The organism is Terriglobales bacterium (assembly GCA_035567895.1).
Lineage (GTDB): Bacteria > Acidobacteriota > Terriglobia > Terriglobales > Acidobacteriaceae > Gp1-AA112.
Genome location: DATMPC010000002.1, coordinates 1 through 11,582, shown reverse-complemented (window position 1 = coordinate 11,582; position 11,582 = coordinate 1). Strand labels below are relative to the sequence as shown.

The 11,582-nt window shown below is 56.2% G+C and carries 11 protein-coding genes; 6 read left to right on the top strand and 5 right to left on the bottom strand.

Features of this window, described 5'->3' with window-relative positions; translation table 11 throughout:
* The coding region (locus VNX88_00915; protein ID HWY67189.1) for a hypothetical protein at positions 1 to 194 on the bottom strand (194 nt) is incomplete at its 3' end.
* A gap of 585 nt (positions 195 to 779) precedes the next feature.
* Here VNX88_00915 and VNX88_00910 point away from each other — a divergent pair.
* The gene (locus VNX88_00910; protein ID HWY67188.1) at positions 780 to 3,446 is read left to right on the top strand and encodes a M1 family aminopeptidase; all 2,667 of its coding nucleotides are present in this window, start codon (positions 780 to 782) and stop codon (positions 3,444 to 3,446) included.
* A gap of 304 nt (positions 3,447 to 3,750) precedes the next feature.
* On the top strand, positions 3,751 to 4,203 hold the full coding sequence (locus VNX88_00905; GenBank protein HWY67187.1) for a thioesterase family protein: 453 nt from the start codon (positions 3,751 to 3,753) through the stop codon (positions 4,201 to 4,203).
* A 71-nt stretch (positions 4,204 to 4,274) separates the two neighbouring features.
* Here the strand turns inward: VNX88_00905 and VNX88_00900 are convergent, their stop codons facing one another.
* Positions 4,275 to 4,859, bottom strand: coding sequence for a TetR/AcrR family transcriptional regulator (locus VNX88_00900; GenBank protein ID HWY67186.1), 585 nt, complete (start codon positions 4,857 to 4,859; stop codon positions 4,275 to 4,277).
* 115 nt (positions 4,860 to 4,974) lie between these two features.
* Here VNX88_00900 and VNX88_00895 point away from each other — a divergent pair, with 115 nt between their 5' ends.
* The gene (locus VNX88_00895) at positions 4,975 to 5,625 is read left to right on the top strand and encodes an NAD(P)H-dependent oxidoreductase (protein ID HWY67185.1); all 651 of its coding nucleotides are present in this window, start codon (positions 4,975 to 4,977) and stop codon (positions 5,623 to 5,625) included.
* A gap of 82 nt (positions 5,626 to 5,707) precedes the next feature.
* On the opposite strand, the gene VNX88_00890 is transcribed toward VNX88_00895, so the two are convergent.
* Positions 5,708 to 7,111 (bottom strand): TonB family protein, encoded by a 1,404-nt coding sequence (locus VNX88_00890; protein ID HWY67184.1) that lies wholly within the window; start codon positions 7,109 to 7,111, stop codon positions 5,708 to 5,710.
* Between the two features lie 561 nt (positions 7,112 to 7,672).
* On the opposite strand from VNX88_00890, the gene VNX88_00885 reads away from it, so the two are divergent.
* The 3 genes from VNX88_00885 (at position 7,673) to VNX88_00875 (ending at position 10,118) form a co-directional block, all read left to right on the top strand.
* Complete coding sequence (locus VNX88_00885) at positions 7,673 to 8,827, top strand: 3-keto-5-aminohexanoate cleavage protein (GenBank protein ID HWY67183.1); 1,155 nt, start codon at positions 7,673 to 7,675, stop codon at positions 8,825 to 8,827.
* A 113-nt stretch (positions 8,828 to 8,940) separates the two neighbouring features.
* Entirely contained in the window at positions 8,941 to 9,270 is a 330-nt protein-coding gene (locus tag VNX88_00880) for a Rieske 2Fe-2S domain-containing protein (GenBank protein HWY67182.1), read from the top strand.
* Positions 9,271 to 9,359: 89 nt separating this feature from the next.
* The gene (locus VNX88_00875; GenBank protein ID HWY67181.1) at positions 9,360 to 10,118 is read left to right on the top strand and encodes a carboxymuconolactone decarboxylase family protein; all 759 of its coding nucleotides are present in this window, start codon (positions 9,360 to 9,362) and stop codon (positions 10,116 to 10,118) included.
* A gap of 189 nt (positions 10,119 to 10,307) precedes the next feature.
* Here VNX88_00875 and VNX88_00870 read toward each other — a convergent pair whose 3' ends face one another.
* Both VNX88_00870 and VNX88_00865 read right to left on the bottom strand, forming a co-directional pair.
* The gene (locus VNX88_00870; GenBank protein ID HWY67180.1) at positions 10,308 to 10,511 is read right to left on the bottom strand and encodes a hypothetical protein; all 204 of its coding nucleotides are present in this window, start codon (positions 10,509 to 10,511) and stop codon (positions 10,308 to 10,310) included.
* 6 nt (positions 10,512 to 10,517) lie between these two features.
* Positions 10,518 to 11,582: MFS transporter (locus VNX88_00865; protein ID HWY67179.1), on the bottom strand; the 1,065-nt coding region annotated here is incomplete at its 5' end.

The following is an 11,582-nucleotide window of genomic DNA, read 5'->3' as shown; positions in this document are numbered from 1 at the left end:
GTTTGGTATTCCTGAATGCTGAGTGCCGATTGGGCCGAGGTCAGTACCGGCGGCGGTAGCCGGGGTCCCCAGCACCAGGGCTCCCGGATTGGGCCGCCTCTGCCCAATCTGGGATGGCGGCGAGCGCCGCTGTTGCGGTTGCTGGGGTGGAGGTAGCCGCTGGGTGAGTCGCTGGTACTAGATGAGAGCCGCACCCATTCGCTACCGCGAACGGTACTGACGCCCGACTACGTACGGACGGGCGGCACGAGCAGGGTGGAACAACTAGTTTGTTGATTTAGCTTTTGGTCGAGTCTCGCATCATGCTTCGATGGCAAGTTGGATCGACCACGTGCATCGTCAGCGCACCCTTTTGAAAACCGCAAAAGCCGGGGCCCCAGCGACTCTTGTCATCCTGAGCTTGCCGAAGGATCGTGTGGTTGGTTCTGGCTGTTTGTCGCTGGGGCGGAAAAGAGTGCGGCACCACTTTCTTCGGTATCGCACGCCAAGAACAAGAACAGCGAAGGGTGCGCCACCCTTCCATTGCCCGGGAACGCAGCCGCAAACGCCCGAGCCAACACCAGCCGTACGCAGCGTTCGTCCGGTGGGCGACCGAAGCCAGGGCAACCCAACCCCCGTTCCACGTTTCAAAAAAACTTTTCTCCTTGGATTGCCACTTTTTCATTTTTCGTTCAGAATGCTGCGGTCAACATCTCGGCCCAGGTGCCAAAATGGTCCTTCGTCGCTTCGTATTCCTTAAACTCCTCTGCTTTGTCCTGTCGGTGCTTTTTCCCACTTTCTTGAATTCCGCGACCGTCTCTGGAACCGTCAAAGACGGTACTGGGGCCGTGATACCGAATGCAAGGATTGAGATTCGTGGTAGTGAACTGAGCCAGCCGGTGATTGTTGTTTCTGACGGCTTGGGGCACTTCGTCTCTGCGGATCTGAAGCCTGGAACCTACACCATTCGGGTCACGGCGGAAGGATTCGAGCCGTTGGAGCGAAGCCTTGAAGTCGCCGCGAACCCGGTAGCTCTCGATCTGCAACTGGCAATTCCGGTAGCCAAGGAGGAAGTCACCGTCCTTGGGAAATCCGCCAAGTTCGCCAACAGCGATTCGATCTACCAGAATTTGCGTAACGTCGGCCTGGGAGCCTCTTTCCACGTGGACGCGCTCACAGTGAAGTGCGATGCCGCCACCTTCCAACTCAACCAGGGAACGATCACCTTTCTTGCTCCAGTGAACGGCGTTGTCACGGGCGCCATATTTCTGGGGAGCGGGCACTTTAGTCTCAAGCCGGTAACCGGCATCGCTCGCGCAGAGGTTAAACGTAGAATCAAGTCCGACGAGGTCGACGAAGACTTTACCCAGATCGTCTTTCGTTACGCGGGTGCGTTCACTCGCGCTCTGCTGGCGGCGTCGAAGCCGGACAAGGAGGCTCCAACTCCGGCGGGAGCGGCTGAGGCGTTGCATCATTGGCGTGATAGTGTTCGCCAGCGACGCGAGATTCCGCTGGGATTCACGGAGGAACTGCTCCATGGCGAGGCCATGGAGAATGTCGATGCGGAGGTTCTGTCAGCGCTCTACAATTCCGCTCGCCCAGGATTCTTCGACGCCTATGTACACGGCACGAAGCACAAAGATCTGCGTTTCCTTTACAGACCGCGTGGCCAGGCTATTCCTGCGCTCAGCACTCCGGAGGAAGTAGCCCTCATTAACTATGACCCCGGCGGCATGGACGACGGCATCCTCTATCTTGACCACACCGAGCAGGAGTACACGGCAGGCACGGCGAGCTCGCATGAAGAGCGTCGCTTTCTCGCGGCACGGAAATTCAAAGTGGAAACGGTGATCGGCAAGAACGATCATCTGACAAGCGTTACGACCATTACTTTTGCGCCTCTGGTTTCCGGCGAGCGAGTTGCGAGGTTTCGTCTGCTGCCGAATCTTCGCGTGACGCGCGTGAGCGATGCGGAAGGCAGTGACCTCTATTTCATCCAGGAAAGCCGAAAGCAGGACGGATCGTTTTATGCAATTCTTCCCCAGCCCGCCGAGGCAGGAAAAGAGTATTCCATCACGGCAGAGTACTCGGGCGACAAGGTCTTAACCAAGGCAGGCAGTGGAAGCTTTTACGTGCAGGCGCGCGAGTCCTGGTATCCCGACTTGAACGGCTTCAATGAGCGGGCTCTCTATGACCTTACTTACAAGGTGCCTAAGAAGTACAAGGTAATCAGCGTCGGCAAATTGGATAAAGAGTGGACAGAAGGCGACTTCGCTGCCAGCCACTGGACCACGTCCACTCCAGTCGCCATCGCAGGCTTTAACTTCGGCGAGTATCACAAAATCGAGCTGCCCGATCCAAAAACGGGATATAGCATCGAAGGCTATTTCCTTTCGGAGCTTCCGGACATGCTTCGCCCATATGAGGACTCCGCATTGCGGGGTATGGCGCCGGGCTCCATGACTAAGTACGCGCTGGAACAGACACGCGCTCAATTGCAGTTATGCACCTACTATTTCGGTAAGTCTCAGTTCGATCACATCTACATCACCGAGCAGCCTAACTTTAGTTTCGGGCAGTCATGGCCGAACCTGGTGTATCTGCCGATCTCGGCGTACATCGATTCCACGCAGCGCTGGATGCTATTCGGCACAATCGACAACAAGTTCACCGGGTTCGTGCGGGAGGTAACGCCGCACGAAGTTGCCCATCAGTGGTGGGGACACGCTGTGGGTTGGGCGTCCTATCACGATCAATGGCTCTCGGAGGGATTCGCCGAATTTTCTGCCGGATTGTTTCTTCAGCAGGCGCAAGCCAAGGATTGGGCGAAAGACTACATCGAATTCTGGGACCGTCAGAAAAAGCGCATTCTCGAGAAAAATAAGTTCGGTATCGCTCCTAATGACGCCGGACCATTATGGCTCGGCCTAAGGCTGATGTCGCCACGAACCGAAGATGCATATCAGAACATCACGTATCCGAAGGGCGCCTATATCCTCGCTATGCTTCGTTCGATGATGTACAGCTCTGAGGATCACGACAAAGCCTTCATCGACATGATGCATGACTTTGTGGCCAGCCATCAGGACGGCTCGGCTTCGACGGAATCGTTCAAAGCGATCGCTGAAAAACACATTACCAAGGCTATGGACTTACAGAGGAACGGTCGCCTTGACTGGTTCTTCAATGAGTGGGTGTACGGGACGCAGGTGCCGAAATACAACTTCAATTACGAACTAGCACCGGGGACCGAAGGCAAAACCAAACTCCACGTTTCACTCACGCAGAGCGACGTCAATGACAACTTCGCCATGTTGCTGCCGATCTATGCCGATTTCGGCAAGGGCATGATCCCAATCCTGGAGTTACCGCTCGTAGGCAACAACACGCGCAGCTATGACACAGTTCTTCCGATACAACCCAAGAAGGTAGCATTTAACGCTTACAAAGAGATCCTCGAAAGGTAATTGCAAGAACTCCTCTGGACGGGTGGCGCACCCTTCGCCAAGAACGCTCTAGTCACGAAGATGAAACCCAAGTGGCGCGATCTGATCTCGGAATGGGAAGACAAATACGGACTCGAATTCCACCTCGACGGCCGGATCACCGCAAAGGAAAGTCAAAAACAACCACAAGATCCTTCGACTCCGGTCTCCTGCGCTGGTGAAAGCGCGCGGGAATGTGGGGTCCCCGAGAACGCGGTGTTCGTTCTTGGGGTACAAGAACCCTCCTCCGCTCAGGATGGTTAGATGGAGTGATTCTTGTCCAGCAATGGCGAATTCTCAATGGAGTTCACGCGCAATGCAGACGGTTACCTACAAGGGTGTGGTGTATCCCTGGGAATGCGACCAGATGGGCCACATGAACGTGATGTGGTACACAGGCAAATTCGACCAAGCCACCTGGAGCCTTCTCGCCGAATTGGGAATCACCCGTTCGTATATTGAGGAACAGCAGTGCGGAATGGCGGCCGTGCAGCAGAATACTTCCTACAAGCAGGAGCTGCTAGCCGGCGACGTAGTCGAAGTACGCTCGGAGATACTCGAAGTCCGCGAGAAGGTCATTCGCTTCCAGCACGAGATGAGAAATGTGCAGATGAACCAGGTCGCGGCGGTAACGGAACTGACCGGTGTCCATATGGACCGGCGTACGCGGAAATCGTGCCCACTGCCCAAGTCGATCCGGGCCGCAGCCGAAGCACGATTGCAGAACCGCCCGCGGTAGCGGGTGGGTGAGTCAATGTAACTGATCGTACGTGGAATGTTTTCGTAGAGTTCGTGAAATTGGTGACGAACCTAGATGGAAGCGGTAAGGAAGATCGGCTTCACCATCGCTTCAATCTTGGCAGCCATTTCCTCGGCGGGAATGCGGTCGGGAGTCTGATACCACCGTCGCGCGGCCCCGAAGATGGCCCAGGCAGCTGTGGTTGCCTGCAATTTGGGATCAACGCCAGGTGCCATCGCATGATGCGCGGCGCCTTCCTGAAACATGCCCTCCACGACCGGAATGATGGAACCTTCGAGCGGCATCTTGGCCAACTGACCAGGGCAGCCTGTACTCTCGGCTAGGTAATCGCAGACGCCTAGCGCAATGGCGCGCAGCGCTCCATCGCAGTTTGTGAAGGAAAGGCCGCGTCGCGCGATCAGATCGCGGAAGCGGGCCCCCGTCATGGCCTGCAGTAGGGCGTCCTTGTCGGGGTAATGGAGATAAAAGGTGGCCCGGTTCAGGGTGGCTTCATCGGCGATCTCCTGGATGGAGATGTCATCGAACTCCTTGCGGGCCAATAACCTAAGCAGCGACTCCATCAACATCTGACGGCTGCGGATAACGCGGGGGTCCGTGTTTTCCGCTGTGTTGTTGGGTTGGGTTGCAACTGCCATTGCGCTCTAAGTATAGCCCCTTCTACGGCATTAGATGTCTAAGCGACACTTGTCGATTTATAGAATCGACATATGTCTATTACACATCAGTTGTCGTATTGGAGGGTTTCTCGTCATGCCCACGCTTCTTCACATCAATTCCAGCCCGCTGTATGGGCGATCCGTCTCGCGTCAGCTTACCGGCGCGTTCGTTACTCAATGGAAGTCTTCGCACCCGGATGGAACGGTCGTCGACCGCGACCTTAACGCAACACAGATCCCCCCTGTCACCGCCGAATGGGTGGGTGCGGCCTATACGCCGGAAGAGGCGCGCACTCCACAACAGAAGGAACTGCTGGCGCTTTCGGAAACGTTGGTCGCCGAACTAGAGCAGGCCGATGAGTACGTCATCGGAGTGCCGATGCATAACTTCGGTGTGCCCTCGGTGCTGAAGCTCTGGATCGATCAGATCGCGCGCGTGGGCAGGACCTTTTCTTATGGGAATGGAACGCCGAAAGGATTGCTCACGGGCAAAAAGGCGACGTTCATCATCGCGACCGGCGGGATCTATGATGCGCAGACGCAGATGGCCTCTTTCAACTTTGTCGAGCCGTATCTGCGGTCGGTCTTTGGCTTCCTCGGTGTGACAGATGCGACTTTCCTCACAACAGGCGGAACTGCGGCACTCAACTACGGGCAGGACCGCGATGCGTTTCTCGCGCCGCACCTTCAGGCCGTGCAATCGCACGCGCAGGCAATCTATAAGGAGATATTGGGGACAGCCTGAGAGCCTGTCCCCTGTTGGTCGCAAGCATCACGGGAGATCCTTCGCCCGCCACGGCGGGCTCAGGATGACGGTCTGTGGAGGGCTAACAAGGTCCATTGGTAATCGCCCCGTTTCCATACAGACGAAACATCATGTCCACCGTGATGTAAACCGCGACCTGGCGCCCGTCTTTTATAGCCGGCTCGAAGGTCCACTGATTGATCGTTGTCAAAGCTTGCCGATCAAATTCGGGATTCATTGAGCGAATAACCCGAGGATGATGAACTCGACCGTCTGTTCCCACAATGGCTCTTATCGTCACTTGTCCCTGGCGGTGCTTTCGACGTTCTCCTTCCGGGAATTCAGGTTCGGTTTGATACTTCACGCGGGGTGGTGAAATCCCATCGCGAATCTCGAAGACTTCTTCGCCGTATCCTTTCTCGACTTCCTTGGCTGCCTTTGCTTCTGCGAGCTCTTCGGACGATATCTTCGTCAGAAAGCGCTCCATTTGCTGCACAACTTCTTTTCGATTTGAGAGCCAGATGTAGGAATTAGCACCGGGCATTTCGACGATCTGGATGTTCAGGATTTCCTCTAGCTCTTGAATATGTTCTCTCGCAATAGCGAGATCTGCGTCGTGGACTTCTCGCATTGCTTCCTCTTCGAAGTCGGCTACCGGCTCGTAGCGTCTAATTTCGTCTTCGAAGCGAGGCGGCAGAGCCATGAGTGCCAGTGAGGGAACGAGAATGCCGGAATAATCGGGTCTTTGAAGATTCCTGGCGACTGTGTCTCGCAGACTCCTGGGAAGGAGGTATTTGCCTACAGTGCCGTCTGTATTTGTTGCATAGAGCTGCCGCAGTTCAGATTCGGGAAACGCTACTCCGTGTGCCTGCTTCTGCCATTCCTGAAGATCGGTGAATGACTTCCCGATTGGTGGAGGCGGTGGATCACGCATTGCGGCGGGCAGCTTGGCTCGGGCTGCATCCACCTGGGCTGGATCGAGCTTGATGCGTTTCCAAATCTCCTGCCCTAGCGTCGCGTCTTCACCGGAGTTGAGATAAACGAATCCGGCAAGGCGCGACGAATGCTGGGCGCCGAGTACATTCATAGTTTGCCCGCCTACGGAGTGACCTGCCAGCACTGGCCTATCGATGTTGAGGCGGCTAAGGACTTCGAGTACGTCCTCGGCGAGGTGTTGCGCATCGTATCCTGATTCGGGATGACTGCTTGCGCCGATTCCGCGCGGAGTGATTCCATACACGTGGGAGAACATCGAGAGCTTGATTGCGATGTCGTCGAAGATATGAGCGCTTTGATAGCCAGGCAGCAGGACGAGAGCGCGTCCACTTCCGCCCCAGTCGAGCACTTCCAGGTTGACTCCTGGCTCGACGGTCACGAACTGAACACGATGCGACGAAGGATCGCGCCACTCGGCGGCTCGGCACTGGAAGGGGCAGAACCATGACAGGAGGACGAATGCAATGATCGAGGCAACTTGGGTGCCCATAGCCTTCCCCGCATAAGTATATGGTGAATGCCAAAAACGGGATATTGGGGACGGATAATTGGGATAATTGGGGACAGCCTCTCAGGCTGTCCCCTTTTGGTTTGGTCCTCAACCGAAAGATACTCTGGAGTTTTGGCTGGAGCCTTCGTTCTTATGCAATCAGTTCTGACCCTTCGGGAGTCGATTGGACTGCGCTAACTTCCCAGAAGCCGACTTATGGCCCGCAATAACTTCCGTGTTGCCGACGACCCTCCAAGTGACCGGCCCGATTCGGGAGCTGTGAGTGTAATGGCGATTTATCGCCAACCACCTCCTAGCAACCATGGGTTCGCATGCTCCTTGAGACCTAGTAGTTCTGCCAGTTGGCCGCCCGCACCGGCTTGGAGGACAACTCAGTTTTGGAATTTACGGTGCGGAACCTGAAAGGCCTACAGGAGTTCTGTCCGCTTGAGCTACGGATGTCAAAGGCTGGAAAGAGCAGGCCCGCCATCAACACTGCGGAGGGATGGCTTTTTGTCACGTCGTTACACGACTTAAAAAATCATTACGAGGAGAATAACCATGTTTTTCACACAGGATTCATTGCTTCCCGAAAATCAGGCGCCTCTGATCATCACGGCGGCGCCATTTGGCCCGCAATGGCTCAAGAGCGATTACCCCGAGGACATCGCCATCACTTGGGACGAGCAGGTCCAGAAGGCGGTAGATTGCTACAATGCCGGCGCCACGCTCCTGCACGTCCACGTGCGCGATCCCAAGACCGGCCACGTCTCCAAGAACTTCAAAGATTATTCCTACTTCATCGGGCTGCTGCGAAAGGCAGTGCCGAAAATGGTCCTGCAGATCGGCGGCTCGATCTCGTTCGCGCCGGAGCCCGGAGAACAGGCGCAATGGCAGGGCTATGACACGCGACACATGCTGGCTGAAATTGAGCCCAAACCGGATCAGATAACGATCGTTATCGGCTCCGGCCAGATGAACATTCTGCCCCTCACTACGCCGGACGACGTCAAGGGAACGCAGCTAGAGAATCCCGCGATGCAGAAGGCCTATCAGAATATGGTGGCTGACGCGACACCGGAGTTCTATATTGAGCACCTGAAGCGCCTCCGCCAACATCAAATCCAGCCCTATTTCCAGCTCGGGAACGTCCACACCCTCGAGGAGATCGAAAATCTGATCCGCCATGGGGTCTATATGGGACCGTTGAACCATAACCTAGTGGCGATTGGCGGCGGAGTTGGGGCCGGCCGCAATCCCTTCGACTTCATGGAATACGTCCGACGGTCCCCACACGGCTCTACTGCGTCGACCGAGTCTTTGTGGCGAACGGTGGCGCCGTTTACTGCCATAGGCATCGCTCTCGGGATCCACGTGCGGGTCGGCATCGAGGACAACATGTGGCGCAGGAAGGGCGTGCGCATGACCACGGTGGAACAGATCGAGCAGGCCGTGAAGATGGCGAATTTGCTCGAACGCAAGGTGGCGACGGGCGAGGAGGCACGACAGATCCTCAAGATCGGAGTCTGGTACAACAGTGTCGAAGAAACCCTCGCAAACCTTGCCCTACCGCCAAACCGCAAGGACGGTCAACTGGGTTTCATCGTCAAGGATACCGACGGAAGGCTTCATCCGCCGGAGTTTTCGTCCTGCATGCATCCGATACCTTGGCAGGAACTCGAGGAGAAAGTTACGAAAAAGGTAAAGGTCGCGTAACCAAGCTCGATTCGGGCCCGCGCCTGCTCCGCGAGGATACTCTCTCACAATAGAGGCGGTATCCTCGCGGGCAGGCATAATCGCAGTTACCAAGGCAAAAGGTGATCTGACTCATGGCGAGCTTTGTGGAAGTAGCTCGGGTGGAACAGCTTCCCCCGGGAAACGGCATGGTCGTTAGGGTCGACGGCAAAGACGTCGCGATCTTCAACGTAGATGGAACAATCTATGCAATTGATGATTCCTGCCGGCATCAGGGACTGTCGTTAGGAACTTCGAAGGTCGAGGGCAAGATCGTGACGTGCCGCGGACATGGCTGGAAGTATGACGTCACTACCGGGAGCACGCTTGCGTCTCCAGGCTTCGGGGTGGCGGCGTACCCCGTCAAGGTTGTGGACGGAAAAATCATGGTGGCCACGGACGAAACTGCGAATTCGGCTGCGTGACGCCCTGCGCAGGAGAGCTAACTACGTCAGCAAAATAGTAAGTCCCTAGTCCAAACGGTTGCTGGTACAGAAAATTGTTGGAGGCAACAATGAAGAGCGAAGCTACGCCCAAAGTAGTTCCAATGAGCAAGCAGTCTCCTGGACCCTGGGACGATGCGACCTTCGCCCAGCTGCATGAATGGGATCCTAAAGGAGCGGAAACGCTGTTGCGGGTGGGCACGAACCCATGGACCAGCGGGGTTCTGCCGCGCAAGGAAGTGGAGTTGATCTCCCTCGCGCTGAACTGCGCCTGTACGAACCTAGATGAGGCGGGCACCCGTCGGCACATCCGCGGCGCGCTGGATGCGGGTGCGACTCGCGAGGAGATTCTGACCGTGTTCAAGATGGCATCGCTGCTTGGCCTTCACAGCTGCAGCCTCGGCGCTCCGATTCTGCTGGAAGAGGCCAAGGCTGTCGGAGCGGAGCCACCCTCGAACAACAAGGTGCCGACTCCCCTGTGCGACAAGGCGCGAGAGATCGGTCAATGGAATACGGCCTGGGATCCGTTCTTTAACCTGGATCCGTTGTGGACTGAGCAGGTCATCACCGCAGGCTTGCCGGTTTATACAGGTGCGCTGATCCCCCCCAAGCTGGCGGAATTATTGAGTATCGCGTTCGACGCCTCCTACACGCACATGTACGCGCCCGGGACGCGGCGCCATATCAAAGCCGCGCTGAAGCTGGGCGCGACGATGGAAGAAATCATGGAAGTGCTGAAGCTCTGCGTTGCGCAGGGCGCTCAGGCCTGTAACCTCGGGGTTCCGATCCTCGCCGAGGAACTGAAAGGCGGTTCAGCAAAACCAAAGTGAGAGAGTGATCGATGGCAGAGTTTATTGAAGCGGCGTCGCTTGGAACATTCTCATTCTCCTACTGTTGTTAATAGGCCGAGGTGCAGGTTTCCATGGGGAAGATTCCACAATCGGGTCTAGATGTTGTAACCAAGGCGATTACGCTCATAACGCGGACCAGCTCGATTTACGGGTCACCCAACCCGGAAGCTATCCAGAAACGGGCTTCGAGGAGATCTCCCGCGAACGCAAGGAAGCCGCGGCACCTTTCCCATAAGCCGACTTCTCGCCCGGAACAACTTCCAGTTTGCCGGGCTTCAGCGGCGATCCGGAACTTTTGCGACGTGGGCCGAGATCACTTACGTCAGGCGCCTGATCGGTATCGATCAAAGCTGGCTCGGTGGATGTCAACAAGTTGGGTCATCCTCCCGGGTGAAGAACCTTATGCAGGCTCACATCGTCGCCATCGCCGCTCCTCAAACTGCGGAAGACAATCGTCGATAAGATGGTCAAGATCCCGAGAGCAATGAGAGACTTATGGATTCCATGAATCATTTCAGTCGGATCGGAGTGCGTGCTGGGAACGAAAAACGCTGTGGCTAGCCCCGCCGCCGCTACGCCGAAGCTGATCGACATCTGCTGCATGGTGCTTGCGATGGAACTTGCGCTGCTGGCGTCTTCTTCGGCGATGTCGGCGAATGCGAGCGTAGTCATGCTCGTGTATTGCAGCGACGTGAACGCTCCGTAAAGGAAAGCCTCCAGCACGATGGCCCAAACAGGCGTTCGCAGACCGATCGTTGCAAACACCATCAGAAGGACACCGAGAATTAAAGTGTTGGAGATGAGCACGCCACGATACCCGATACGACGCAGAATTCGTGGCATCATTGCTTTCATGCTCATGGAGGCGATTGCTTGGGGCATGACGAGCAGACCGGACTGGATCGGGGTGAAGCCCAAGCCTACCTGATAGAGGAGCGGCAGGAGAAATGGCACTCCGCCTATTCCAAGACGAGTGAAGAAGCTGCCGCTTACGGCGGCGCGGAACGTGCGAATGCGGAATAGCCTGAGCTTCAGCAAAGGGAACGGAAGACTGCTCCCGTGGATTCCGTATCCGGCAAGCAAGGCAATGGACAGCACCAGCAATCCGGACATCGCGCCTGTGCTCAGAGTGTGCTCGCCGAATATCTCCAGCACATAAGACAGTAATGCGACCCCAGAACCGAAGAGGATGAGCCCGACAACATCGAGCGGAGGGGTCCGCTCTTCGCGGTAGTCCGGCAAATGCAAATAAACCAGGATCAAACCCGTGAGTCCAATTGGAATATTAAGGAAGAAAATGAAGCGCCAGTGAAGATACCCGACGATGAGACCTCCGGCGATGGGTCCGAGCATGGGCGCCACTAGGGCTGGTATAGAAACAAAGCTCATGGTGCGCAGAAGATCTGACTTGGCAAATGTTCGCACCAGGGTGAGCCGGCCCAC